The sequence below is a fragment of the Roseovarius sp. SK2 genome (genome assembly GCF_028807495.1).
GTDB classification, from domain to species: Bacteria; Pseudomonadota; Alphaproteobacteria; order Rhodobacterales; family Rhodobacteraceae; genus Roseovarius; species Roseovarius confluentis.
Map to the genome: position 1 here is coordinate 48,770 of NZ_JARAMK010000015.1, position 23,696 is coordinate 72,465.

25 protein-coding genes and 1 riboswitch are annotated in these 23,696 nt (G+C 62.2%); of the genes, 6 read left to right on the forward strand and 19 right to left on the reverse strand.

Annotation, left to right across the window (positions count from 1 at the left end; all coding sequences use genetic code 11):
- Window positions 1-101 precede the first annotated feature (101 nt).
- From PVV74_RS21275 to PVV74_RS21290, 4 genes are all read right to left on the reverse strand, one after another.
- A complete protein-coding gene (locus tag PVV74_RS21275) occupies window positions 102-1,901 on the reverse strand; it encodes a methanol/ethanol family PQQ-dependent dehydrogenase (protein WP_274594568.1) in 1,800 nt (599 codons plus the stop codon).
- Between the two features lie 121 nt (window positions 1,902-2,022).
- Entirely contained in the window at window positions 2,023-2,415 is a 393-nt protein-coding gene (locus PVV74_RS21280) for a c-type cytochrome (protein WP_371931651.1), read from the reverse strand.
- A 37-nt stretch (window positions 2,416-2,452) separates the two neighbouring features.
- A complete protein-coding gene (fghA, locus tag PVV74_RS21285) occupies window positions 2,453-3,286 on the reverse strand; it encodes an S-formylglutathione hydrolase (protein WP_103764936.1) in 834 nt (277 codons plus the stop codon).
- A gap of 1 nt (window position 3,287) precedes the next feature.
- The gene (locus PVV74_RS21290; protein ID WP_103764937.1) at window positions 3,288-4,415 is read right to left on the reverse strand and encodes an S-(hydroxymethyl)glutathione dehydrogenase/class III alcohol dehydrogenase; all 1,128 of its coding nucleotides are present in this window, start codon (window positions 4,413-4,415) and stop codon (window positions 3,288-3,290) included.
- Between the two features lie 163 nt (window positions 4,416-4,578).
- Between PVV74_RS21290 and PVV74_RS21295 the strand changes: the two genes are divergently transcribed.
- A complete protein-coding gene (locus tag PVV74_RS21295; RefSeq protein WP_103764938.1) occupies window positions 4,579-5,199 on the forward strand; it encodes a hypothetical protein in 621 nt (206 codons plus the stop codon).
- A 3-nt stretch (window positions 5,200-5,202) separates the two neighbouring features.
- Here the strand turns inward: PVV74_RS21295 and PVV74_RS21300 are convergent, their stop codons facing one another.
- Window positions 5,203-6,234, reverse strand: a complete 1,032-nt coding sequence (locus PVV74_RS21300) for a quinoprotein relay system zinc metallohydrolase 2 (protein ID WP_274594569.1) — start codon at window positions 6,232-6,234, stop codon at window positions 5,203-5,205.
- 107 nt (window positions 6,235-6,341) lie between these two features.
- On the opposite strand from PVV74_RS21300, the gene PVV74_RS21305 reads away from it, so the two are divergent.
- Window positions 6,342-7,151 (forward strand): quinoprotein dehydrogenase-associated SoxYZ-like carrier, encoded by an 810-nt coding sequence (locus PVV74_RS21305; RefSeq protein WP_274594570.1) that lies wholly within the window; start codon window positions 6,342-6,344, stop codon window positions 7,149-7,151.
- An 84-nt stretch (window positions 7,152-7,235) separates the two neighbouring features.
- Here PVV74_RS21305 and PVV74_RS21310 read toward each other — a convergent pair whose 3' ends face one another.
- The 4 genes from PVV74_RS21310 to ectA are packed head-to-tail and all read right to left on the reverse strand — an operon-like array spanning window position 7,236 to window position 10,949.
- Entirely contained in the window at window positions 7,236-8,669 is a 1,434-nt protein-coding gene (locus tag PVV74_RS21310; RefSeq protein WP_274594571.1) for an aspartate kinase, read from the reverse strand.
- A gap of 4 nt (window positions 8,670-8,673) precedes the next feature.
- The gene (locus PVV74_RS21315) at window positions 8,674-9,075 is read right to left on the reverse strand and encodes an ectoine synthase (RefSeq protein WP_274594572.1); all 402 of its coding nucleotides are present in this window, start codon (window positions 9,073-9,075) and stop codon (window positions 8,674-8,676) included.
- Between the two features lie 5 nt (window positions 9,076-9,080).
- On the reverse strand, window positions 9,081-10,370 hold the full coding sequence (ectB, locus tag PVV74_RS21320; RefSeq protein ID WP_103764943.1) for a diaminobutyrate--2-oxoglutarate transaminase: 1,290 nt from the start codon (window positions 10,368-10,370) through the stop codon (window positions 9,081-9,083).
- 54 nt (window positions 10,371-10,424) lie between these two features.
- Complete coding sequence (gene ectA, locus PVV74_RS21325) at window positions 10,425-10,949, reverse strand: diaminobutyrate acetyltransferase (protein ID WP_103764944.1); 525 nt, start codon at window positions 10,947-10,949, stop codon at window positions 10,425-10,427.
- 245 nt (window positions 10,950-11,194) lie between these two features.
- On the opposite strand from ectA, the gene PVV74_RS21330 reads away from it, so the two are divergent.
- Window positions 11,195-11,677 (forward strand): MarR family winged helix-turn-helix transcriptional regulator, encoded by a 483-nt coding sequence (locus PVV74_RS21330; protein ID WP_103764945.1) that lies wholly within the window; start codon window positions 11,195-11,197, stop codon window positions 11,675-11,677.
- 40 nt (window positions 11,678-11,717) lie between these two features.
- Here PVV74_RS21330 and PVV74_RS21335 read toward each other — a convergent pair whose 3' ends face one another.
- The 10 genes from PVV74_RS21335 to PVV74_RS21380 form a co-directional block, all read right to left on the reverse strand.
- Window positions 11,718-12,161 (reverse strand): response regulator, encoded by a 444-nt coding sequence (locus tag PVV74_RS21335; protein ID WP_245890578.1) that lies wholly within the window; start codon window positions 12,159-12,161, stop codon window positions 11,718-11,720.
- 2 nt (window positions 12,162-12,163) lie between these two features.
- The gene (locus PVV74_RS21340) at window positions 12,164-13,330 is read right to left on the reverse strand and encodes a PAS domain-containing sensor histidine kinase (RefSeq protein WP_274594573.1); all 1,167 of its coding nucleotides are present in this window, start codon (window positions 13,328-13,330) and stop codon (window positions 12,164-12,166) included.
- A 124-nt stretch (window positions 13,331-13,454) separates the two neighbouring features.
- Complete coding sequence (locus PVV74_RS21345; protein WP_274594574.1) at window positions 13,455-15,521, reverse strand: ATP-binding protein; 2,067 nt, start codon at window positions 15,519-15,521, stop codon at window positions 13,455-13,457.
- A gap of 66 nt (window positions 15,522-15,587) precedes the next feature.
- Window positions 15,588-15,959: an Hpt domain-containing protein gene (locus PVV74_RS21350; RefSeq protein ID WP_103764948.1), complete on the reverse strand. Its 372-nt coding sequence runs from the start codon at window positions 15,957-15,959 to the stop codon at window positions 15,588-15,590.
- Window positions 15,956-16,912, reverse strand: coding sequence for a response regulator transcription factor (locus PVV74_RS21355; RefSeq protein WP_103764949.1), 957 nt, complete (start codon window positions 16,910-16,912; stop codon window positions 15,956-15,958). The genes PVV74_RS21350 and PVV74_RS21355 overlap by 4 nt, the downstream gene beginning before the upstream one ends.
- Window positions 16,913-17,058: 146 nt before the next feature.
- Window positions 17,059-18,060, reverse strand: coding sequence for a HesA/MoeB/ThiF family protein (locus tag PVV74_RS21360; RefSeq protein WP_103764950.1), 1,002 nt, complete (start codon window positions 18,058-18,060; stop codon window positions 17,059-17,061).
- Complete coding sequence (locus PVV74_RS21365) at window positions 18,039-18,635, reverse strand: thiamine phosphate synthase (RefSeq protein ID WP_274594575.1); 597 nt, start codon at window positions 18,633-18,635, stop codon at window positions 18,039-18,041. The genes PVV74_RS21360 and PVV74_RS21365 overlap by 22 nt, the downstream gene beginning before the upstream one ends.
- The gene (locus tag PVV74_RS21370; protein WP_274594576.1) at window positions 18,632-19,405 is read right to left on the reverse strand and encodes a thiazole synthase; all 774 of its coding nucleotides are present in this window, start codon (window positions 19,403-19,405) and stop codon (window positions 18,632-18,634) included. The genes PVV74_RS21365 and PVV74_RS21370 overlap by 4 nt, the downstream gene beginning before the upstream one ends.
- Before the next feature lie 3 nt (window positions 19,406-19,408).
- Entirely contained in the window at window positions 19,409-19,606 is a 198-nt protein-coding gene (gene thiS / locus PVV74_RS21375; protein ID WP_103764953.1) for a sulfur carrier protein ThiS, read from the reverse strand.
- Complete coding sequence (locus tag PVV74_RS21380) at window positions 19,590-20,585, reverse strand: FAD-dependent oxidoreductase (RefSeq protein WP_274594577.1); 996 nt, start codon at window positions 20,583-20,585, stop codon at window positions 19,590-19,592. The genes thiS and PVV74_RS21380 overlap by 17 nt, the downstream gene beginning before the upstream one ends.
- A gap of 96 nt (window positions 20,586-20,681) precedes the next feature.
- Window positions 20,682-20,782, reverse strand: a riboswitch (TPP riboswitch).
- Window positions 20,783-21,064: 282 nt separating this feature from the next.
- On the opposite strand from PVV74_RS21380, the gene PVV74_RS21385 reads away from it, so the two are divergent.
- The 3 genes from PVV74_RS21385 to PVV74_RS21395 form a co-directional block, all read left to right on the forward strand.
- Window positions 21,065-22,075 (forward strand): peptidoglycan-binding domain-containing protein, encoded by a 1,011-nt coding sequence (locus PVV74_RS21385; protein WP_274594578.1) that lies wholly within the window; start codon window positions 21,065-21,067, stop codon window positions 22,073-22,075.
- 256 nt (window positions 22,076-22,331) lie between these two features.
- Window positions 22,332-22,928, forward strand: coding sequence for an exopolysaccharide biosynthesis protein (locus tag PVV74_RS21390; RefSeq protein ID WP_274594579.1), 597 nt, complete (start codon window positions 22,332-22,334; stop codon window positions 22,926-22,928).
- 512 nt (window positions 22,929-23,440) lie between these two features.
- Window positions 23,441-23,696: GntR family transcriptional regulator (locus PVV74_RS21395; protein ID WP_274594580.1), on the forward strand; the 256-nt coding region annotated here is incomplete at its 3' end.

Consider the following 23,696-nt stretch of genomic DNA (forward strand, 5'->3'; position numbering starts at 1 on the left):
GGTCATACCTTTCCTGTTTCGGGTACTGATAATGCGTTGTTTATCTTGGGCACGGGGCCGGCCTTCCCGAAGGAGGACCGGCCCCGGCTGTTGCGTAAACCTTAGTCCGGCAGAGCGAACACGGTCAGCTGGCCACCCAGTGCAGTGTAGTCGCTGAGAGCGGCGTAGCCACCCACGGCGCCCAGACCGTCATTGGGGTTGGTCAGACCGGCCGCGAGACCGATGCCGGCCCAGCCACCGACGCCCGAGAGGACGGCGACATACTGTTTGCCTTCACGCTCGTAGGTCATCACGTTGCCGATGATGCCCGAGGGTGTGCGGAACTTGTAGAGTTCCTCACCCGTGGAGGTGTCGACCGCCTTCAGGTAGCCCTCGAGCGTACCGTAGAAGGTGATGCCACCGGCGGTGGTCAGAGCACCGGACCAGACCGAGAACTGCTCGGGGTTGGACCACTTGATTTCGCCGTTGATGTTATCCCAGGCGATGAAGTTGCCCATGCCGCCATGGCTATCCGGGGCAGGGTACATCGACAGGGTCGCGCCCACATAGGGCTGACCTGCGGTGTAGCTGACGCGGAACGGTTCGTAGTCCATGCAGACGTGGTTGGTCGGGACCAGGAACAGCTGGGTTTCCGGGTCATAGGCCGCGGGCTGTTGGTCCTTGGTGCCAAGCGCCGCCGGGCAGATGCCGGTGGAGTTGACGTCTTCGCCGTTCTGCTCGGTGGAGTATTGCGCCACCACTTCGGGACGACCGTAGGTGTCGGACTCGGGGTCCATGTCGACGCCGGAGGTCCAGTTCACGACCGGGTCGTACTTTTCGGCGACCAGAAGTTCACCCGACACACGGTCCATCGTGTAGGCCAGACCGTTACGGTCGAAGTGGGTCAGAAGCTTGCGCTCCTCGCCGTCAATTTCCTGCTCCGTGAGGATCATTTCGTTGACGCCGTCGTAATCCCACTCGTCATGCGGGGTCATCTGGTAGAACCACTTGGCCTCGCCCGTGTCGATGTCGCGGGCCATGACTGTCATGGACCAGCGGTTGTCGCCGGGACGCTGCGAGGGGTTCCACGTCGACGGGTTGCCGGTGCCGTAGTACATCAGGTTCTCTTCGAGATCCGCCGAGTACCAGCCCCAGGTGGTGCCGCCGCCGATTTGCCACTGGTCGCCTTCCCAGGTGTTGGTGCCGGAGTTTTCACCGACAGGCTCACCCAGATGGGTCGTGTTCTCGGGGTCCACGAGGATGTCCTCGTCAGGGCCCATCGAGTAGGCGCGCCAGGCTTGGCTGCCGTCCGACATGTTGTAGGCGGTCACGTGACCACGCACGCCGAACTCACCGCCCGAGATGCCGACGATGACCTTGTCCTTGACCGGAAGAACGGTCGCGGTGTTGGTCTCGCCGATGGACGGGTCGCCGTTGACGACTTCCCATTCGACCGAACCGTCGTCGGCATTGAGAGCCACGACCTTGGTGTCGGCCTGGTGCAGGAAGATCTTGCCGTCGGCATAGGCCACACCGCGGTTGACGGTGTCACAGCACATCACCGGAATGACGTCTGGATCCTGCTTGGGCTCGTACTTCCACTTGATCTTGCCTTCGTCGGCCAGATCGAGCGCGTAGACGATGTTCGGGAAAGGCGTGTGGACATACATGGTGTCGCCCACGACGAGCGGCGAGCCTTCGTGCCCGCGCAGAACGCCGGTCGAGAAGGTCCACGCGACCTGCAGGTCACCCACGTTTTCCTTGTTGATCGTATCCAGCTTGGAATGGCGCTGGTTCTTGTAGTCGCCCGTCTGGATCGCCCATTGGCTGGGGTCGTCCATCTGCGTGACAAGGTCGTCATTGGCGACGGCCATGCCAGCGCAGAGCGCCAGACCCGAAGTTAAAAGCATAAGCTTCTTCATTGTAGTCCTCCCATGAAAGCAGCGGTCTTCCGCCGCATTGGAATGGCCGATTTATCGACCGTTAAAGCGGGGGTCCCAAGCTCTCTCCTTCGAGGAGCCCCCGCGTCTCGGACGTGCCGCGTTATTCGCCGGTCGAGGCGAGGTACGCGATCACGTTCATTCTTTCTTCTTCCTTGCGCAGACCGGCGAAGGCCATCTTGGTGCCCTTGGCATAGTCGCGCGGTTTTTCGAGGAAGGCCGCCAGTTCTTCCGGCGTCCACTCCTTGCCCTCGGCGCCCATCTCGGCGAGCACGTCGGAATAGTCGAAATCTTCATTCGCCGCGACGGGTGAGCCGACGATGCCGGTCAGCACCGGGCCGACCTTGTTCTTGGCGCCTTCGCCCACGGCGTGGCAGGCCATGCATTTGCGGAACACTTTTTCACCGGCTTCGGCGTCGCCTTCGACGTCTTGCGCAAAGCCCAGTGCGGGCGTGGTGGCCAGGATGCTGGCGGCGAGGATGGTACGAATGGTCAAGTTGATGTCTCCCTAGTCAACAGTGTCAGTACACACATCATTGCAGCAGGCGTTCGGCGTGCCACGAAACATGGTCGGCAGCGAAGGTCTGCACGAAAAAGTAAGAGTGGTCATAGCCCGGTTGGATCCGGATCTGGCCCGGCTGGCGGCGTTTGGCCATCGTGTCGGCCAGCGCCTCGGGTTTCAGCAGGTCGAGGAACTGGTCGCTCGATCCCTGGTCGATCAGCACGTCGCCTTTCCAGCCGTGTTCTTCCAGCAGCAGCGTGGAATCGTGTTGCGCCCAGGTGCTTTCGTCGTCGCCCAGATAGGCACTGAGCTGCTTGCGCCCCCAATCCGAGCGGGTCGGATTGGCGATGGGCGCGAAGGCCGAGAGCGACTCGAACTTGTCGGGGTTGCGCATGGCGATGGTCATGGCACCGTGCCCACCCATGGAGTGCCCGGTGATACCGTGACGGTCCTGCACCGGTTGGGTTTCCATGATGATCGAGTAGAGCTCGTTCACGATGTAGTCGTACATGCGGTAATGCTGCCGCCACGGGTCGCAGGTGGCGTTGACGTAAAAGCCAGCCCCCTGGCCCAGATCATACGCCTCGTCATCCGCCACGTTCTCGCCCCGGGGCGAGGTGTCGGGGAACACCAGCGCGATGCCTTCCCGCGCTGCGTGTTCCTGAAAACCGCCCTTGGTCATGGCGTTTTCGTGGTTGCAGGTCAGGCCCGACAGGTACCAAAGCACCGGAACCGGGCCATCCTTGGCCTGCGGAGGCTGGTAGACAGCGTAGGTCATCTCGCAGGCACATGTGTTGGAACTGTGCTTGTAGACGATCTGTTCGCCGCCGAAGCTCCTGTTCTGAGAGACGACCTCGTGGGACAAATCAGAACTCCACCACGGCGCGGATCGATTTGCCTTCGTGCATCAGTTCGAACCCGTGGTTGATCTCGTCAAGCGTCAGCTTGTGGGTGATCATGGGGTCGATCTCGATCTTGCCGTCCATGTACCAGTCAACGAATTTCGGAACGTCGGTGCGGCCCTTGGCGCCGCCGAACGCGGTGCCTTTCCAGACCCGACCGGTGACCAGCTGGAAGGGACGGGTGGAGATCTCGGCGCCCGCGGGGGCCACGCCGATGATGACCGAGCAGCCCCAGCCGCGGTGCGAGCATTCCAGCGCGTCGCGCATCACCTTCACGTTGCCGGTGGCATCAAAGGAATAGTCCACGCCGCCGATCTGATCATTGCCCCGCTTGGTCATGTTCACGATCTCCTGGACCGTGTTGTCGACCTTGGTGGGGTTCACGAAATGGGTCATGCCGAACTTCTTGGCCATCTCGGCCTTATCGTCGTTCAGGTCGACGCCGATGATCATGTCACAGCCCGCCATGCGCAGGCCCTGGATCACGTTGAGGCCGATGCCGCCGAGACCGAACACCGCGGCGGTCGAGCCGATTTCGACGCCGGCGGTGTTGATCACCGCGCCGATGCCGGTGGTCACGCCGCAGCCGATATAGCAGATCTTGTCGAAGGGCGCGTCGTCGCGCACCTTGGCCAGCGCGATTTCGGGCATGACCGTGTGGTTGGCGAAGGTCGAGCAGCCCATGTAATGGTGGATGGGCGTACCATCCAGCATCTTGAACCGCGTGGTGCCGTCGGGCATCAGGCCCTGGCCCTGGGTATTGCGGATCGCCGTGCAGAGATTCGTCTTGCCCGAGAGGCAGGACGCGCATTCACGGCATTCGGGCGTGTAAAGCGGGATCACGTGATCGCCGGGCTTGAGCGTGGTGACGCCTTCGCCGACTTCCATCACCACGCCGGCGCCCTCATGGCCCAGGATGGCGGGGAAGATGCCTTCGGGGTCGTCGCCCGAGCGAGTGAATTCGTCGGTGTGACAAAGGCCAGTGGCCTTGATTTCCACCAGAACCTCGCCGGCCTTGGGGCCTTCGAGTTCGACTTCCATAATTTCCAGTGGTTTGCCGGCCTCGAGGGCCACGGCAGCTTTAGTGCGCATGATAGTGTATTTCCTCCCGTTCGCGCCGCAGACAGGCACGTGATTCAAAGCTATGGTAGGGGGCGGCAATGCCGCGGCACAATTAGTACCTTGGTTGGTATTCCATTGTGAACCCTTGCCGGGGATGGATGGGCGTGTTCCCATGGGACCAAGGGAGGATCGTATGAGGACGTTTGTTTTAACGGCATTTGCCGGCTTTTTGGGCGCCGCCGCCCCGGCAATGGCGGAAGATTTCTCGGATCCGACATGGCCTTGCGTGCAGCGCAAGGTCGAAACCTTGTCGCTGGGGCTGATGTGGCCCATCGCGTTGCCGGAAGACGAGGTCGAGGATCCGGCGCTGGCGGCGGGAATCAGGGACCTTGCAGGCACTTTGGCCGTGCGGCGGCTGGAGATGGACACGCTGCGGCAGGCGGCCGAAGAGTTTACGGATCGCTGGCCCGAGGACACGGAAGCCAACCTTGGCCGGGCCTTTGCGCAGACATTCAAGTCGCTCAACACGCGACGGTCGCAGATCATCAACGGAATCGCGGATTTCTCTCTGGGGCAGATCGCACTGGCCGAGAAGATCGACGAGATGCGGCTGGAGATGGATACGGCGCTGGAAGCGGAGAACCCGGATTTTGACCGCGTCGATGAATTGGAGGAAAAGCTGGATTGGGACCAGGTGATCTATTCCGACCGGCAGCAGTCGATCACGTATCTTTGCGAGACGCCGCAGCTGATTGAAAAGCGGCTCTTTGCCATCGCGCAGATGCTGCAGGGCGTGGCGAAGGAAAAGGAATAGGCGCTATTCCCACTCCAATTCGGTGAAGGCGACGGTGGCGTTGCGCGGGTTGTAGGCCTCGAAAAGCTGCCACTTGTCCGCCTCGCTTTCCGCGATCGTGGTGACGGCCTCGCCCAGACGGGTGCCTCTTGCAATGGCCGCGCGGGTGTCGTCGCGCAGGGTTTCCAGATAGCGGCGTTGGCCCTCGGCGCCTTGCGGCCAGTCCAGAACCGGGCCGCCATGCCCCGGGACGATGCGGCTGACCTCCCACTTTTGCAGTTGGTCCAGAACTTCGAGCCACCCGAGGACGCTGCCATCGAGCGCGGGGGTGTGCGTGTGAAAGACGAGGTCGCCGGTAAAGAGCGTGCCGGTCGCTTCGTCCAGCACCGTAAGGTCATTGCCGGTATGGGCCACCGGCCATGCGTGAAGGGTAAGGGTGCGCCCGCCTAGGTCGATCTGCATGGGCGTATCGGGCGGCACGGTGATGTCGGGCTTTGGCGCGGTCGAGCCTATGAAGGCGGGACCGATCAGGCGCGTCAGGCTTTCCGCGTAATTGGCCTGCCTGTCGGCGAGCGCGCGAGGCAGTGCGGCGTGGGAGGCAACCTGTGCCGCGGTGGTGCTGAAGGCATCTGTGCCCAGCACGTGATCGGGGTGCATGTGGGTCAGGATCACATGGCTGACGGGCTTGTCGGTCTGTTGGCGGATGGCGCGCCAGAGCGTCTCGCCGATCCAGCGGGCAGAGCCGGTGTCGATCACGGCGACGCTGTCTTGGCCGACGATAAAGCCGAGATTCGCGACGTCACCGCGATTGTCCGTGTCTGGTTCTTCGACCCGCCCCAAATGGGCGAAAACGCCCGGTGCGATCTCGGTCATCTCGAGCGCCGGGCCAACGGGGGCACAGCGTGGTTCTTCGTATGTCTTTGAAAGTTCGGGCAGTTGCGCCTCGCACTCGGCCTGTGTGGGAGCCTCGTAATTCGCCAGAAGCATGTCGCGGCAGGTCGGTTCGCCCCCCTCAGAGGCAAGCGCAATACAGGCTGTGACGACGACCTCGAACATGGCCGGATCTTGCCACACGCGATTGTGAGGTCCATGCCCCATTTCGTATAAGTGGATTTTGCTGCCGTTTCATGGCATAAGGCGGGCGCATTGCGGGAGGAGACCGTATGAGACATGCAATCGCATCCGTTCTGGCGCTGGGTCTTGCGGCCTCTGCCGGGTGGGCTGAGGAGGCGGTCAAGAACCCCTTGACCGAAAGCCCGACCTGGCAGGAACTGCGCTATGACGTGCTGGGCGAGGCCACGCTGGAGGAGGCGCAGGGCCCGCTCAGCGTTGAGGCGCCGTACCGTGCCCATGACGCGGCGACCGTGCCGGTGCACCTGAAACAAACCGATCCGGAGGCGCAGATCAGGTCGGCCATCGTAGTGATTGACGAGAACCCCGCGCCCGTGGCAGGGGAGTTCACGTTCGGGTCCGGTATGGGGCAGCTCGATTTCGAGATGCGTGTTCGGGTGAACCAATATTCCAACGTACGGGTGATTACCGAGACCGAGGATGGCCTCTATATGACCGGGCGGTTCGTTAAGGCGTCGGGTGGCTGTTCGGCCCCGGCCTCGAAGGATCCCGAGCAGGCGCTGGCGGGCATGGGCCGGATGAAGCTGCGCAGCTTTGGTGAGACGGCGGCGGTATCGACGCCGCGGCGCGAGGCGCAGATCATGATCCGGCATCCGAATTATTCGGGGCTTCAGCGGGATCAGATTACGCAACTGTTCATCCCGGCGCATTTCATCGACACGATCGAGGTGCGGCAGGGTGACGAAATGCTCTTCTCGATGACGGGCGGGATTTCGATCTCGGAAAACCCGTCATTTCGGTTTTTCTACAATGACAACGGATCGACCGACTTGACTGTGAAGGCCACGGATACCGAGGGTAACGTGTTCGAAAGCACCTTGCCGAAATCGCTGGACGGCTGACCAAGGCTTGACCTTCATGATGCAAAACGCGCGTGCCGGAATGCCGGCACGCGCGTTTTTTTGTCATCTACGGCGAGGGCGCTATCAGGCAGCGATCGTCATGTCCGACTTTTTTCCATTCTTAGACGCCTTGCCGAAGAACGTGTCGTGGAGCGCCTTGATCGCCGGATCGCGGTCTTCGCGTTCGAGGATGAACTGCGTATCGACGTGTCGCGGGCCTTGGGTGGCTCCCAGCGAGGCCATGCCGTTGTCGTCCAGTGCCCGCAGGCCACGCTGCAGCGTGCTGAGGCCATCGAGATCGCGGCCGATAACGGAGACCAGTGCAAGCTTGCGATTGCGGATCTCGGACTGCGGATATTTCTCCGCCAGATCGTCGGCTACCTTTCGCATGGCTTTGACCGATGCGTCGACATAGTGCGTGATGGTGTTGGCGTTGGACGCCTTCGACACGATGCGCACATCATGACGCGTCAGGGCGTCCAGAATCGCGGCGTCGTAGCCTTTGACGCCGACCATGTCCTGTTCGAACACTTCCAGCGCGATGATGTCGAGGCCGGTGACCATCTCGACCGCCGGGGTTTCGGCGGGTTGATCGTCGATGACCGTGCCGGGTTCTTCGGGCTCGAATGCGTTGGTAACGCGCAAGGGCACGCCGGCCTGGCGCAGGGTCTTGGCGGCAGAGGGGTGGATCGCTTCCATCCCGAGGTTCGCCATCTGGTCGGCCACGTCATAGTTGGTGTGCCCCAGGGTGCGCACGTTCTCGGCGCCGACCAGCTTGGGATCGGCGGAGGAAAGGTGGAACTCCTTGTGGATAATCGCCTCGCGGGCGCCTGTGAGGGCCGCCATCTGCGAGAACGTGACCTCGGAATAGCCGCGGTCAAATTCCTTCATCAAGCCCTCGCGGCACTGGGCGTAGCCGGTGACGATGGGCATCTCGGTGGCCGGGTCGACGCTGGCCATTGCGTTGTTGATGCGCTCGTCCAGATTCACTTCGCCATCTTCGCGCCAGCCTGTCAGGTCCACGGCGCGGGCGTTGACACCGGCCCGTTTCAGCACCAAAGCGGCCACGTGCGCGCTGTGCGCTTCGCCAAGGCCCGAAAGCAATTCGCGAATATGCATCAGGTGCGCGTTCAGCCGGAAATGGCCGTAGGAGCACAGGCGCTGCAGGTCGATCAGACAGTTGCGCGCGCCTTCGATACGCTCATTGACGAAGGCGGTTGCCTGGGCGATGTCGCCCGGGTGCTCCAGCACGTCTTCATGCGCCTTGATCATGGCGCGGCAGGCCCGTGTCAGTGCATCGTGCCAGCCGTGATCGTCTTCGGCGTCCGCGAAAGCGGCATAGGCTCCATCCTCGCCCGATTTCTTGTGCTCCAGCAGCATGTCTGTGATGCCACCGAAGGCCGAAACGACGAAGATGCGTCCGTATTGCGGCTCTCCGTTCTTGATGAACAGCGTATCACGCAGTTCGTGCAGGCGGGACATGGACGTCCCGCCGATTTTTTCCACTGTGTGGGTCATTGGTTCACGCCTCGGCGGTTTCGGGCGCCGCGTAAGAGCCATCTTCGCGATGGACCTCGTTGCCGGTGACCGGCGGGTTGAAGCAGCAGGCCATGACCAGCTCTTCGGTGGCGCGCAGGATGTGGCGGTCGTGCTTGTCCAAGGCATACATGACGCCGGGCTTGATCTCGTGGGTTTCGCCGGTGGCGATGTCGGTGATCGAGCCGGTGCCTTGCATGCAATAGACGCTCTCGAAGTGGTTCTTGTATTCGAACGTATGTTCCGAACCGGCCTCGAGGAAGGTGATGTGGAACGAAAAGCCCATGTTGTCATCGGCCAGCAGCATCCGCACGCTTGTCCAGTTGGCGTCCGAAACGACGCGGTCTTTTTCGTTCTCGGTGATCTTGTTGAAGTCTCTGACGATCATTTCGGTTACTCCGCAGCGATGTTGTGGCCTTCGACGCAGGTCGAGGCAGCTTTTTCCAGGATATCGAGGCCCTTTTCGAACAGCTCGACCGGAATGGTCAGCGGCGCGAGTACCTTGACGACTTCGTCGAAGCTGCCCGAGGTCTCGATGATGAGACCGTTGCGGAACGCTTCGCCGCAGATCTGCTCGGCCAGCTCGCCCGAGCCGACATCCACGCCGCGCATCATGCCGCGCCCCTTGAGCCTGGCGCCCGGCACCATGTCCGCGATGCGTTGAAGGCGCGTCTCGAGGATCTTGGCCTTTTCGGCGATCTCGTTCTTGAAGGTGTCGTCCGACCAGAACTTCTCGAGCGCGACGCGGGCGGTGACGAAGGCATGCGTGTTGCCCCGGAACGTGCCGTTGTGTTCGGCCGGTTTCCAGATGTCGAGTTCGCGGCGGATCAGCAGCGCGGCGAAGGGCAGGCCGAAGCCGGACAGCGATTTCGCCAGCGGGATCATGTCGGGCTGCACGTCCATGTCGTCGAAGCTGAAGAAGCTTCCCGCGCGGCCGATGCCGGCCTGGATATCGTCGACGATCAAAAGAATTTCGTGCTTCTTGGCGAGACGGCCAAGACGTTCGACCCACTCCTTGGAGGCGGCGTTGAGACCGCCTTCGCCCTGAACCAGTTCAACCAGGAAAGCCGCGGGGGCGTCGATGCCTGACGACGGGTTGTCGAGCATCATTTCCATCTGTGCGATCGTGTCGACGTCGTCGCCGAACGCGCCTTCGTAGGGCATCCGGTTCACATCGGGAAGCGACACGCCCCCCGCGCCACCACGTTTCCCGGCATTGCCGGTCGCTGCCAATGCGCCCATGGTCATGCCGTGGAAGCCGTTGGTGAAGGCGATGATGTCGCGGCGGCCGGTGACCTTGCGCGCGAGTTTCAGCGCGGACTCGACGGCGTTTGTGCCGGTCGGACCTGTCATCATGATCTTGTGGTCCATGCCACGCGGCTCAAGGATCAGTTTCTCGAAGGTCTCAAGGAACTGCGCCTTGGTATCGGACATCATGTCGAGCCCGTGGGCGATACCGTCATTCGAGATGTGCTCGAGCAGGGCCGCCTTCATGTCGGGGTCGTTGTGGCCGTAGTTCAGTGAAGAACAGCCGGCCAGAAAGTCGATATAAGTGCGACCGTCAACATCGGTCATCTCGGCGCCGGATGCGGAGGTGAATACGGTGTCGAACCCGCGGCAGTAGCTGCGGGCCTCGGATTCACGACGTTCAAATACAGGTTTATGGGAGGTGTTCGTAGACATACGACCTCTCTTTCAGTGTCAGAATTTGAGGGGAGTTGGGGAGGTGGCCCCGTTTCAGGCCACCTTTGCCAGCTCTTCAGCCAGCGGAATCGTCACGAGGTTCTCCGTCTTGCTTTGGCCGTTGAAGTGCTCGTCTTTCTCATAATACGCCTCAGCATCGAGATCGGTTCCACACTCTTCGGCAAATTTCCGGAATAGTGCCCAGGATGCGTCGTTGTCCGACGTGATCGTCGTCTGGATCTTGTTGACGTCCGCGCACGCCTCGCGCTGCAGTGCTTCTTTCAGCATCAGTGAGCCAAGGCCCATGCCGCGCGCATCCTCAGATACCGCGACCTGCCAGATGAACAGCGTTTCGGGGTCGCTCGGAATCACGTGACCGGAGACCCAGCCAACGGGCTTGCCTTCGATTTCGGCCAGAACGCAAGTGTCCGAAAAGTGATCGCACTGAATCAGGTTGCAGTACATCGAGTTCTCGTCGAGCGGCTTGCATTCGCGCACGAGCTCCCAGATTTCCGAGCCGTCCGTCGGTTCAGGCTCGCGAAGGGTCGGAACGATTTCTTTTGCAAGGTCGCGGGGCATGTTTGTATCTCCGATTTGCTTTGGCTTACTAAGTAGCATCGGTGTGGTGGTACTTCAAGTGACTAAGTATATTTTTTGTTAGGCTTACTAGTTTTCCAAAAAAACCCTTATTTTTAGTGGTGAAATGCTTTGCTTATAGCAGTGATTTCAGTACTGTCTGGTTAAGAACCCTAATTAAAGGGGGCTTCACAAACCAATTTAGAGTGTATATGTTTAGCTATTCTAACGAAACGCTAAAGGTAGGAATGGACCGCATCGATACCTCTTTAGTCGCACTCAGACGCATTCTTCGCGCGACCGATCTGTTCGGTCGCGAGGTTAAGCAGTCCGCCGGGGTTACCCCCGCGCAGTTCCGGGTTTTGCAGATCATAGGCGAGACCGGACAGGCAACGGCGACCGCGATATCATCGCGAATGCGTGTCACACAGGCGACCGTGACCTCGCTGGTGGACAAGCTGGTGAACGAGGGCATGGTGCTGCGTGAAAAATCCCAACGGGATCGGCGTCAGACCAACATTCACCTGACCGCAAAGGGGCGTGATACGCTGGCCAAGGCGCCAGATCCCCTGCAACAGCGCTTCGTGCGCAAATTTTCGGTCATGGAAGATTGGGAGCAGGCGATGCTCGTGTCGAGCCTTGAACGTGTGGCGGCGATGCTGGACGCGGACGAACTTGATGCCGCGCCGGTGCTGGATTCAGGCGACTTCAAGCAACTTGGTGACGGCTGAGGCGCGACAGGTCATTTGACCACTCTGGCCACAATGGGTGTCAGACGTGGTCTATGCTTTGCCAGATTTGCTCGATCTGGGTGCCGAGCATCATTGGGTCCACCGGCTTCGTTATCACGGCGACGGCACCTTTTTCACGCAATTGTTTTGAAAAGGAATCCTCGGCCTTCGCGGTCAGGAAAACGGTGGGTATGTCCGCCAGTCCCGGCGTGGCGGTAATCGCGTGCCAGACATCCTCGCCCGACATGTCGGGCATCATCACATCCAGCAAGAGCATCTGTGGATTGACCCCGGCCGCGGCCTCGACCGCGTCCTGGCCGGTTGCAAACTGGTGCACGTCAAAGGACCCGACAATTTCAAGCGCCATCTTTATGATCACGCGAATATCGTCGTCGTCATCGACATGAAGGATCGTTTGCAAAGGTTGCCGCATCACGCCTGTCTCGCTTTTGGGGGCGTTGGGAAAGGTCACTACGTGAGCCATGTCTAACTCGCCGCCACAGTTGCAGTGTCACGCGAATCTGTACAGAGGACAAGGTGGGAGGGCACACGAAATTGGAACGTACTGCCTTGGCCCACCTCGGATTTGAAAGCGACTGTATAGTCGAGGCGCTGGGCAATGGCCGACACGATGGCGAGACCGAGGCCGGTGCCGGGCCGCTTGGTTCCGTCGCCGGCGCGCGCTTGCGAAAACGGCTTGAACAACATCCGGTTCTGGTCTTCCGAGATGCCGGGGCCCTGGTCGGTCACGGAAATGACGATGCCGTCCTCGGTCCCGGAAATGCCTATGCGCACGCTGGCGCCTTTCGGCGAATACTTGATCGCATTGGAAGCAAAATTGGTGACGATCTGGGCGATACGCTCGGGGTTGCCCATCACCACGGCGTTCTGCAAATCGCTTTCGATATCGAGCTGGACGTCGTTTTCAAGCGCCGCGCCGGCGATCAGTTCGACGGTATCGTTGACGCATTCGACGATGTCCATCTCGCTGCTCGAAAAGTCCATCTTGTTGCTGTTTATCTTCTCGAGATCGAGAATGTCGTTGACGATCGACAGAAGGCGGTCGGTGTTGCGGGCAGCAATGTCGATCACGCTTTGGGTGTTGGAATCCAGTTCGGACACCGCGCCGGCCTTCAGCAGGCGCAGCGCGCCGTGGATCGAAGTGAGCGGCGTTCGCAATTCGTGGCTGACCGTCGAGACTGTCTGCACCTTTTCCGCCTGCGAGCTTTTGCGGGTCGAGATGTCGCGCAGGACGGAGACGAAGAAATCGCCCTCGTCGGGGGTGCGCAAAAGGCGCGTGGAGACTTCGATTGGGCCGGTATGGTGAACGAGTTCGAGTGTGATCGCATCCTGCTCACCGAGCAGAAGGGGGGCGGCAGCACGTGAAAAGGACTTGGTGTCGAATGTCGCGGAGGTGTCGCTGATGCATTTCGCGCGAGCCTCGTCCAGGGTCCAGCCGTGGCGGGCGCAGGCGGCGGCATTCATGTACCTTATGCGGAGCGTGTCAGTGGCATAGACGTAGACGCCGTCCTGGAGGGTCTCGAGTACCTTTTCGAGAAACGGCAGATCGGTCAGGCCGTTACTGTCGATCCCGGTCTCGGCGGGCCCGGATCCTTTGGCGTTACATTCTTGAGCGTGTGCATTTTGTTGCATTGATGCCCTTTCGTGCCGTGCTGAATGCCGACAGTAAAACAGTGAATGGAGGACGTGGTCTTGTTTGGGCTGGAAAAAGGAAAACTTTAGGCAATTGGCAGGACAACTGGTCTGACCTGACGGGTCAGGCGGCCAGTTCCAGTTTCTGAGATTTGATGGGAAGGGTGATAATGAATGAGCTGCCGTGTCCCAACTCGCTTTCGACCGAGATGGACCCACCGTGAAGTTCCACGAGTTCGCGGGTGATGGCCAAACCCAACCCGGTGCCGGAGTTGCGCCGGGTGACAGAGGTGTCGACCTGCACGAACTGATCGAAGATTTGGTCCAGCTGGTCGGCGGGTATCCCACAGCCGGTGTCGCGCACTGTGATCCGTACATGGGTATCGTCACTGTCCGATGACAGGTGGACCCCGCCGGTTTCGGTGAACTTGATCGCGTTGCCGACGACGTTGATCAGGGACTGTCGCAGGCGCTTGGCGTCGGCGGCGATGGGAAGGGGGGCGACATCCGAGGTCAGCGAAATGCCCTTTTCGGCGGCCTTGATCCCGAGATTCGAAGTGACGGACTTGACCATGTCCTTGAGATCGAGCGGCTCAATGCGAAGGTCGACGGTTTCGGCCTCGAGCTTGGCGCGGTCGAGCACGTCGTTGATCAGGCCAAGAAGGTGATCGCTGGAGCTGGTGATGCGGCCCGACATACCGGCCACGTCGTTGCGCAGCAAGTCGAGCGCGCGGTTGCATTCGGCCTCGCCCGCGCCTGTGCGCAGGGCCTGTTTGAGTGCCTTGAAGCCGGGCAGGATTTCGATGTTTTCCAGGAAGCGGGCATAACCGATGACCGAGGTAAGCGGCGTGCGCAATTCGTGGCTTATGATGTTGAGGAAGTTGTTCTTGGCGCGGTTGGCCGCCTCGGCGCGTTCGCGCGACTGCTTGAGTTCGGTAATGTCCACACGGAACCCCACTGTGTTGCCATCCGGCGAACGGGCTTCGGCCACCTTGAGCCAGCGACCATCGCCCAGTTTCTGCTCGATCGGTTCGGTGGGGTTGAAATGCTTGGCAAGCCGTTCTTTCAGCCACGCATCCTCGCGACCGATGGCGTCCTTGTACTGGCCGTTCCTGAGCCCCTCGCGCAGAATGTTCTCAAAGGTGTTGCCCGGGAATATCGCGTTGCGCGAGAGGTCATAGTAAGACAGGTATTTTTCATTCGCGAAGACCAGGCGGTCTTGCTGGTCGAAAAGCGCGAAACCGTCGTCGATGGAGTTGATGGCCGAGCGCAGCTGGCCTTCGGCGATGCGTTTGGAGCGGTACATCGACCAGAGCGCCAAGAACATCGCTCCAAGGGCCGAGCTGCCCAGTAAGCTCAGCACCCAGACATAGTGTTCCATCCGATGCTGTTCGGGCCAGCCCAAAGACGGCACAAGACCGATTTGCCAGATGCTGCTGTCTGTCGGCACTTCGCGCAAGATTGGGTTGTCGTCAAAGATGCCTTTCGCGCCGTATTTCATTTTGCCTGGCGAAAGGTCCGAGGTCAGGCTGCGGATCGCGATGTCATGGGTCTCAATGCCGTGATCTTGATATATCTGGGTTATCAGTTGCTCGCGGTTGACAACGACCGAGATGATACCGGACGCGATGCGGGACATATCTTCGCGAGACTTTGGGTAGTACGGGGTGCGCTGGATGAATGCTGTGCCCCCTTGAACGAGATTGACCGGGCCTTCCAAAGATGCCTTGCCCGTGCGCAGAGCGTCGCGCACGGCCATGAACTGCGTGGGTACCAAGCGATAGTCGAGGCCAATCGCCTTTTCGTTTCCGGCCATGGGGTAAACTTGCTCGATGACGTAACCGCGGGATCGTCCGACGAGCAGGATCTCAGGGGTCGTCCCGATCAGAGGTGCGACCAGGTCCTGATACTCCTGCTGCGTGAGGTCGGGCTTTTGTTCGATCGCGTAGCGGATCGCACGGGCGATCACGTCGACCTTGGTCAACTCGCGTTGCAAGGCGCCTGCGATGGCGTCGGCGTTCTTGCCCACGTCGTCCTTGGCCGCCTGCCGGGCCAGCTCCAGAAAGCGGGTATTGGCCTGGGTGGCGACGAGCGCGGTCGAGACCAGCACCGCGATGATCGTAAGGCCCACCGCGATCGGAAATTCGCGGAGTTTGAAAACCTTCTTCAGTCTTGCGGCATGGCTTGGCACTTCAAACCCCTTTTGTGCGCTAATTCTTGACTATGGAGTCTGCGGCGCCGGGCGCCGCGGGGTGCATCAGGTTTCGGTCAGGTGATCTTCCAGCAGGTCGAGGAAATCCTCGATCCGGCGGTCAAGTTCGGCCCGGTCTTTCGGCGAGAGCGCCCGGCCCTCGGCCCACCCAGCGTGCTCTTCCAGAGTGCGGGCGCGGGTCGAGACCTCGTCCAGACCAAGGCTTCCGGCGACGCCGCAGATGCGGTGCGCTTCGAATTTCAGGGTGTCGAGCGCCGTATCGCTGGCCGAGGCAAACGCCAGTCGGGCCGTCTCGATCCGGCAGATACGCTCGTCGAGCCCGGCGCAGAAATCGCGGCGCATCACGGCAAGAGCCTGTTCCATCTTGGAGCGGGTCGCGTCATTTTCCGGCAAGGTGCGGCGGACGGGCGCGGTCATGCGATGGCCTGCAGGTTGTGCGCGGCACGGGTGCCTTCAGACCCCCGCGCGGCAGCGCGCGCGCGCGCGATCAGGGTGGTCGGGCAGTGAGTCCGAAACAGCCCGGTGCGCACGGGTGCGCCGGTTTCCAGCTGCGGCAGGGTCATGTCGATGGCCGAGAAGCGCAGGCGAAGAGCTTCGAGCTCGTGCGCGAGGTTCTCCTTGATCTGATCGATATCGACATGCGCCCGGTCGACCAGCAGGGCCACGATATCGCCGTTGCCGGGGCAGGTAAGCATGTGTGGAAAGGCCGACAGCGCCCGCGACACGGCCTGTGCCATGTCGCCGATCAGAACGGCGTAATAGGTGGGGTCCATCTTCTGGAAATAGCGGTCCGCCTGCTGCAGGCTGAAGCCGATCGCCGAGGACTGGCGAAGGCGGATATTGCCTTGCTTGAGAAGAAAGTTCTCCATCGACATCACGCTGACGGCGCCGGGCACGTCGTCGAGGATGATCTCGCCGCCGAATTCGGCGGAGGGGAAGAGGATGGCTTCCTGCTTGAGCACGTGTTCGTGGAGCAGGCGGGCCTGGGCGCGTTCGGCTTGAATGTTGCGGGCCATCTCGAGACGGATCTTCAATTCGACCATTTCGAGCGGCTTGGTGATGTAGTCGTTCGCGCCGGCCATGAAGGCGGCGTCGATCGACGCCTTGTCGGTCAGGGCCGAGAGCATCACGATGGGCGTTGCCTGATGATGCGGGATGGCGCGCAGTCTACGGACCAGTTCGATACCATCCATCGGCATCATGCGAATGTCGACGATGAAGCATTCGACCGGGTTGGTCCGGGCCGCCGCGATATCCAGCGCCTCGGGGCCGGTGAAAGCGGTTTCGACGTTTTGATATCCAAGCTGTTCAAGCCGTGCTCTGAGAAGATCGCAGAAAATCGGCTCGTCATCTATCGCAAGTATACGCATTGTCACTCATTCCTGATCAGTTTTCTGCTCGCGTTCTGATTGTTCATAACCAATTCGGGCAAAAGTTTGTCGCGTTCACGGAGAAAGATGATTTTTCTTAAACTTTTCGCGTTTAAGTGTCGCGGAGGCCGCACCTGTTCCCTGGCTCAGGTGCCGGGCGTATCGCCGGCGGCGACGAGGGCGATTTCGCCGGTCCAGTTGCGTCGCAGATGGGTCGCCGCTTGCCAGGCGCGCAGGCCGGAGCGGCAGGCAAAGACGGTCCGGACGCCGACGGGCGGGGTGAGGCCGGGGCCGTTTCTGAACGCCTCGAGTCCGATACGCCGCGCGTGGGGGCAGACCGGCGCGGGCGATTCATCCGGGGGGCGCAACTCGACCACGAGATCGCTTGCTGTGATCTGGTCGGCGGCGATGAAACGCAGGTCGGCAACGGGCTCGGGCGCCGCATCGAAGCGAAAGCTGCTGCTCCGATAGGTCTGCATGTCGACCGTCACGACTTGGCCCAGGGGCGAGGGCACTTGACCGGTCAGACAGGCCAGAGCCATCTGCGCTTGCGCCGCACCGATCATGCCGACGACCGGGCCCATGACGCCCGCCGTGGCACAGCTGGCAGCACGGTCGGGCAGGTCGGGGAAGATGGCGCGCAACGAGGGCGCAGTGCCGCAGAACCCGCCCGCATAGCCCGATACGCCCAAGACCGAGGCGCTGATGAGCGGCACGCCCGCGGCGAGGCAGGTGTCGGACAGGATATAGCTGACCGCGAAACTGTCGGCGCAATCCAGCACAAGTGTCGCCTGCGCCACAAGGTCGGACACGTTGACCGGATCGAGCGGGGCGAAGACGGTGTCGATGTTACAGTCGGTGTTGAGGCGGCGCAGGGTGCCGGCGGCTGCCTCGACCTTGGGACGGTCGATATCAGTCTCGCGAAAGAGCGTCTGGCGGTGCAGGTTCGTGAGCGAAACCGTATCGCCATCAACCAGCGTCAGCCTCCCCACGCCGGCACCGGCCAGGTATTGCAGGACAGGCGCGCCCAGCCCGCCAGCGCCGACCACCAGCACATGCGCCGCCTCCAATGCGGCCTGTCCGGCCTCACCCATCCCGGGCAGGCAGGTCTGGCGGGCGTAGCGGTTCATCTTGTCGCCGCCAGCCATTCGCGCACCCGCGTCTCGGGGCTGTCGTTGAGGGTGATATCGGTGACCGCCGCCACAACGTCGGCGCCGGCGGCAAAGGCGCCGGGCGCGCGGTCGACGGACATGCCGCCGATGGCGATCAGGGGCAGGTCGCCGATCAGGCCGCGCCATTGTGTCAGACGGTCGAGGCCCTGTTCGTGCCACTTCATCTGCTTCAGGATCGTGGGATAGATCGGGCCGAGCGCGATATAGTCGGGTTTCAGTGCCAGGGCACGGTTGAGCTCGGTCTTGTCATGGGTGCTTATGCCAAGGCGCAGGCCGGCCTCGCGGATGGCGGAAATGTCAGCGGTATCAAGGTCTTCCTGCCCGAGGTGAATGTAGGCGCAGCCGGTTTCGATGGCCTCGCTCCAATGGTCGTTGACGATGAGCGTGCAGCCATGGGCGTCGCAGACCGCCTTGGACCGCAGGATGTGGTCGCGCAGGGTATCGGGTGCGGCATCCTTTACGCGCAGTTGCACCAGCTTGATGCCAAGAGGCACGAGGCGTTCGATCCAGTCGGCGCTGTCGAATATGGGATAGAACGGGTCGAGCATCATTCGAGGAAGGCCTTGCCGATCACGGGGGTCGAGGGGGCGGCCATGTCGCGCGGCTCCATCGGGTCGGCGGATTGGGCGAGTTTCCCGGCCTTGAGGGCAAGCGCGAAGGCTTCGGCCATCGCCGACGGGTCGCCCGCCTTGGCCACCGCGGTGTTGAGGAGGATGGCGTCATAGCCCAGCTCCATCGCGGTCGTTGCCTGCGAGGGCAGACCCAGACCTGCGTCGATCACCAGCGGCACGTCGGGGAAATGCGCCCGCAGCGCGCGCAGGCCGAAGATGTTGTTCAGGCCCAGACCCGAGCCGATGGGCGAGCCCCAGGGCATCAGCACTTCGCAACCGGCGTCGAGCAGGCGGTCCGCCACGACGAGATCCTCGGTGGTGTAGGGAAAAACCTGGAAGCCGTCCTCGGTCAGGATGCGCGCGGCCTCGACCAAGCCGAACACATCGGGTTGCAGGGTGTCTTCCTCGCCGATGACCTCCAGCTTGATCCAGGGCGTGTCGAACACCTCGCGCGCCATGTGTGCGGTGGTCACGGCTTCCTTGACGCTGTGGCAGCCAGCGGTGTTGGGCAGGATATGCACGCCGAGATCGCGGATCAGGTTCCAGAAATCCTGGCCCGCGCGGTCCTGCCCGCTTTCGCGGCGCAGGGACACGGTGGCGACGCTGGCACCGCTGCGCCGGAACGCCTCGGCCAGGATGGCGGGTGAGGGGTATTGCGCGGTGCCCAGCATGAAGCCGTTGGCAAGCGTGGTGCCGTAAAAGTTGCGCATGGCTCAGCCGCCCTGCATGGGGGCCAGCACTTCGATGCTGTCACCCTCGGCAAGCGCGTGGTCGGCGCGCAAAGGCGCGGGCACGAACGTCCCGTTGACGGCTGTCGCCACCTTGGCCTCGCCGTAGCCCCGGGCCGTAAGAAGGTCGGCCAAGGTGGCGACCTCGGCGTCCACGGATGTGCCGTTAAGCTGCAATCTCATCGGAAACCTCCGGTGTTTTGTCGTGAAGGATCAGGTCCGCGACCATGCGCGCGAGGGCGGGCGCCAGCAGGAAGCCGTGGCGGTAAAGCCCGTTGGCGCGGATCAGGTTGCCGTCGCGGCGGATGCGGGGCAGGTTGTCGGGAAAGGCCGGGCGGCTGTCGACGCCGATCTCGACCACTTCGGCCTCGCCGAAGGCCGGATTGAGCGCGTAGGCCGTGCTGAGCAGTTCCAGCATGGCGCGGGCGGTGACGTGGCGCCCGGCGCGGCCCTCGACCATCGTGGCACCCAGCATGAACATGCCGTCGCCGCGCGGCACGATGTAGATCGGCACGCGGGGGTGCAGTACGCGGATCGGACGCGACAGGGTCACGTCGGGGCAGGAGAGGATCAGCATCTCGCCCTTCACGCCGCGCAGATCGCGCAGGGCGTCGCGCGCGGCAAAGCCGCGGCAGTCAACCGTCAGCCCCTTTGTGGCAAGGGCGTCGGGATCGGCTTCTTGTTGCCGGAAGGTGGCACCGTCGGCGCTCAGACTGTCGCGAAGCGCGTCCAGTGCCGCGCGGGGGGCAAGATGCGCCTCATTCTCGAAATGAAGCCCGCGGGGGAAGCGGGTGCCGAGGTCGGGTTCCAGCTCGGTGATCTGGGGGCCGGTAAGGGGGCGGTGGCCGGTCGTCAGGCGGGCAAAGCGCGCAAGGTCGGCGCGGTCGCGCCCGGGCGAGACCACGAGAGAGCCGCGCCGCTGGACGCAATCTGTCTGCGCGGCCCACCAATCGGCGGCCTCGGCCCCAAGGCGCACGACCGGCTCCTCGGCGCTTTCGCCTTCACAGTTGGGGGCGAGCATGCCGCCGGCCCACCATGAGCAGGCATGCGAGCCGGGCGTGGCGTGGCGATCCACCAGCGTCACCTCGGCGCCGCGATCGAGAAGCGTGCGGGCCACGCAGAGACCGGCGACACCGGCCCCTATGACGGTCACCGCGGTCATGCGGACCCCGAAAGGCTGTGTATTTTCGAAAGCCGATTCACTGGTGCGTCTCCATGTCTTGGGGCGTACCAACGTAAGAATGAGCCTGTGCCTTGGTTGCACACTCTACCCGTTCCCTACGCCGGTATTGCCCGGATCAGGTTCGACGGGTCGGTGCGCGCACCTCTCAGCCCTGTTGGGCCCCCCGACGGATGAATTCATGGCCCCCGCATATGGTGCTGCTTGGGGCGTCGTGTTGGCCCATTGATAGATCAGCTGTGCGGCTGCTGCAACGGGTGATGCCGAAACTGGCGAGGTCCGGCAGGCGGTGGGCCTGATGCGTTGTCATTGGCAGGTGGCACTGTGCCGCCGCCGGGTTGGCTGATTTTCGCGCCCCGCCTTGACCTTTTGTCGGTCGCACGCCTTATTCTGCGAAAGGTTTCATGGAGGATGATGTCGTGAAAGGCGCACGCGGTACATTGAATTGTCGGGGCCGGGCCATGATTTCGGTCTGCGCGGTGCTGCTGTTTTCGGCAGGCAGCGCGATGGGACAGACGCAAGGCACCGAGCCGCTGCCGGAGCCGCCAGCGACGACCACCACGCCGCTGGATGAGCCGGTGGTGGACGGGCAAGGGAGTGACGGGAGCGGCGTGACAGGCTCCGATGCGGATCGCGCCGACCCCGCCGCCGGTGCGGCGGATGGCGAGGACCGTGAACCAACGGCCCAAGTGCCGCCGAGAGATGTATTGCCAGAGCCGGTGACGCCCCAGGCAGACTCCGCCCAGACCGACGCCTCGCCGGGGAACGACATGCCCGAGGCGGCACCGCCGCTTCGGGAGCAGATCGCCGCCTGCTTCCAAGCCACTTCGGAGACCCAGAGCGACGAAGACGTTACCATAAGCTTCGTTCTGGACAGCGCGGGGCTGCTGGTGGGAATACCCCGGCATGTGGGCGACGAGGCGCAGTCGGCAGTCCAGCGGCGGCTGTTTCTGGATGCCGCCGTGGCTCTGGAAGAGTGCGCGCCCTATTCGGTAAGTGGGACCGAAACCACCTATGAGGCCACGTTTTCGACCACGACGGTGGGCGAGATCACCATCGTGGCGTCCGAACCGCTTGCGACGGAGCCGGAGGACCTTGGGACGGCGCGGGTGGCCCCCTCGGCACTCGCCACCGAAGAGAAAGAGGCCGCGCTGGAGCTGTCGCGCAGCGAACGGCAAGAAATCCAGAACCGGTTGCGCCTGGTCGCGCATGATCCGGGCGGGGCTGACGGCGTGTTCGGCCCGAACACCCGCACGGCTATCTCTGCGTGGCAGACGGAACAGGGCTTTCCGGCCAGCGGATATCTCGACGACCTGCAAATCACCGCCCTGCGCGAGCAAAGCGAGACCGAGTACCAGGCATATCTGCAAAGCCAGCCGAAGCCAGAGCCCGAGCGCAATGGCGAGCGCGTGCGGGTATGCAAGCGTGGCGTGTTCGGCGTGCTTTACGATTGCCGGTTCGTCTGGCGTTGAGCGTCTTGATCAATCGGAGACTCTGAGCGCTGGGCACAAGCCGTCACGCGGGCTGGGGTGCTGGGCAGAAAACGACGGATCAGCAGCCATTCGTGGGAACCTATCCAAGGCATCGACGTTGTATCTGCGATACAAGAAGGTCGAAGATGCATCACAGACAATACGCGAGACTTCCTGAACCGGGACCGTGCCCCGGACCCGGTGGTGCGGTCGGCAGATTCGTCAGCAGGCAAGACCCGTCGGGAACGCGCGCGACATGAAGCGCCCTGCCGAGTCACAGACATTCCATCCTTTGACCGACGTGATATCCCGAATTCGCTCGGTGGCTGACCAGCCCGAGGTGTCGGTCGGCAGGATCCTGGAGGCCGCAGGTCAGGCCGGGGTGCTGCCCCTGATCTTCGTGCCGGCGCTTATCGCGGCGACGCCGCTTTCAGGGATACCGGGTGTGTCGATGGTGTGCGGCGTGCTGATCGCGCTTTTCTCTGCCGAGTTGATCCTGGGGATGAAGGAATTTTATCTGCCGGACCGGTTGAAGCGTAAGACCATAGACGGCAACAAGCTTGACCATGCGATGGCGCGGATCACACCGATGATGGAGTGGGTCGAGCGCCATACTGGCCAACGCCTGTCATTCCTGTTTCACCGCCCGCTGCTTTGGGTGCCGCAGGGGATTTGCCTGCTGAGCGGGATGGCAATGCCGTTTCTTGAGTTCATTCCGTTCTCGGGATCGATCGCGGCCACGGGCGTTTGCCTGCTGGTGATGGCGATGCTGACCCGCGACGGCGTGGTGTTCCTGTTTGCGATGCTGCCCTATGCGGTCGGCGCGTGGCTTTTGGTCCGGTTCCTGCTGTGAGGTGGCCGACCGTTCTGCTGGTTGTCAGCCTTCAGATATTTTAGGGTCAGGTGGTGTCGTGAGCTAAGAAATTGTCTGGCGCATGAACTGCACAAGCAGTCCAACAGGCTATCGCCCTGTTCTGGACAGCATCGACGTGCCCTTACTGGTTTAGCAGGGCATCGCCGATCCCGAGTGCCCGCCAGATCATGGCAACGCGCTCGCAGCTTGTATCGACGGCGCGCGCCTGAAGCTGTGGGAACGTGTGGGGCATGGGCCGATGGTCGAGTGTCCGGCTGTCTCTTCCAAAAACTCTCAAGGCCTTCGCAGCCGCATGTATGGCAGAGAAAAAGCATGAGCGTCTTGCGAGGCGGGGATGTCTTGCGACAAGTCGGGAACCACCGTATCTATAAGGTATAGGTGATATACCATCCGCCGACCGTAATAGGACGGCCAGAAACGGGCAGTAAATGGTCAACGAAGCACAGACAGGTACCGCGCGCGCGGCGTCCCGAACTCGCAAGGCCGACGACATGACCCTGACCGACCGCGCCTACGAGATGATCGAGACACGGATTGTGGCGCTGGACCTGGAGCCGGGGCAGGTGCTGTCTGAATCGCAACTGGTCGAGGAACTGGGCATAGGTCGCACCCCTGTGCGCGAGGCGTTGCAGCGGCTGGCGGCTGAGGGTCTGGTGGTGGTGATGCCCCGACGCGGGGTCATGGTGTCCGAGATCAACATAGCCAAGCAATTGCAGTTGCTGGAACTGCGGCGCGAAGTGGAGCGGT

Excerpts from the sequence above, each read along its gene's own strand:
- PVV74_RS21275 (WP_274594568.1), bottom strand. The coding sequence starts at position 1,901 with ATGAAGAAGCTTATGCTTTTAACTTCGGGTCTGGCGCTCTGCGCTGGC.
- PVV74_RS21290 (WP_103764937.1), bottom strand. The coding sequence starts at position 4,415 with ATGCGCACTAAAGCTGCCGTGGCCCTCGAGGCCGGCAAACCACTGGAA.
- PVV74_RS21295 (WP_103764938.1), top strand. The coding sequence starts at position 4,579 with ATGAGGACGTTTGTTTTAACGGCATTTGCCGGCTTTTTGGGCGCCGCC.
- PVV74_RS21300 (WP_274594569.1), bottom strand. The coding sequence starts at position 6,234 with ATGTTCGAGGTCGTCGTCACAGCCTGTATTGCGCTTGCCTCTGAGGGG.
- PVV74_RS21305 (WP_274594570.1), top strand. The coding sequence starts at position 6,342 with ATGAGACATGCAATCGCATCCGTTCTGGCGCTGGGTCTTGCGGCCTCT.
- PVV74_RS21310 (WP_274594571.1), bottom strand. The coding sequence starts at position 8,669 with ATGACCCACACAGTGGAAAAAATCGGCGGGACGTCCATGTCCCGCCTG.
- PVV74_RS21315 (WP_274594572.1), bottom strand. The coding sequence starts at position 9,075 with ATGATCGTCAGAGACTTCAACAAGATCACCGAGAACGAAAAAGACCGC.
- ectB (WP_103764943.1), bottom strand. The coding sequence starts at position 10,370 with ATGTCTACGAACACCTCCCATAAACCTGTATTTGAACGTCGTGAATCC.
- ectA (WP_103764944.1), bottom strand. The coding sequence starts at position 10,949 with ATGCCCCGCGACCTTGCAAAAGAAATCGTTCCGACCCTTCGCGAGCCT.
- PVV74_RS21330 (WP_103764945.1), top strand. The coding sequence starts at position 11,195 with ATGGACCGCATCGATACCTCTTTAGTCGCACTCAGACGCATTCTTCGC.
- PVV74_RS21335 (WP_245890578.1), bottom strand. The coding sequence starts at position 12,161 with ATGGCTCACGTAGTGACCTTTCCCAACGCCCCCAAAAGCGAGACAGGC.
- PVV74_RS21340 (WP_274594573.1), bottom strand. The coding sequence starts at position 13,330 with ATGCAACAAAATGCACACGCTCAAGAATGTAACGCCAAAGGATCCGGG.
- PVV74_RS21350 (WP_103764948.1), bottom strand. The coding sequence starts at position 15,959 with ATGACCGCGCCCGTCCGCCGCACCTTGCCGGAAAATGACGCGACCCGC.
- PVV74_RS21355 (WP_103764949.1), bottom strand. The coding sequence starts at position 16,912 with ATGCGTATACTTGCGATAGATGACGAGCCGATTTTCTGCGATCTTCTC.
- PVV74_RS21360 (WP_103764950.1), bottom strand. The coding sequence starts at position 18,060 with ATGGCTGGCGGCGACAAGATGAACCGCTACGCCCGCCAGACCTGCCTG.
- PVV74_RS21365 (WP_274594575.1), bottom strand. The coding sequence starts at position 18,635 with ATGATGCTCGACCCGTTCTATCCCATATTCGACAGCGCCGACTGGATC.
- PVV74_RS21370 (WP_274594576.1), bottom strand. The coding sequence starts at position 19,405 with ATGCGCAACTTTTACGGCACCACGCTTGCCAACGGCTTCATGCTGGGC.
- thiS (WP_103764953.1), bottom strand. The coding sequence starts at position 19,606 with ATGAGATTGCAGCTTAACGGCACATCCGTGGACGCCGAGGTCGCCACC.
- PVV74_RS21380 (WP_274594577.1), bottom strand. The coding sequence starts at position 20,585 with ATGACCGCGGTGACCGTCATAGGGGCCGGTGTCGCCGGTCTCTGCGTG.
- PVV74_RS21385 (WP_274594578.1), top strand. The coding sequence starts at position 21,065 with ATGATTTCGGTCTGCGCGGTGCTGCTGTTTTCGGCAGGCAGCGCGATG.
- PVV74_RS21390 (WP_274594579.1), top strand. The coding sequence starts at position 22,332 with ATGAAGCGCCCTGCCGAGTCACAGACATTCCATCCTTTGACCGACGTG.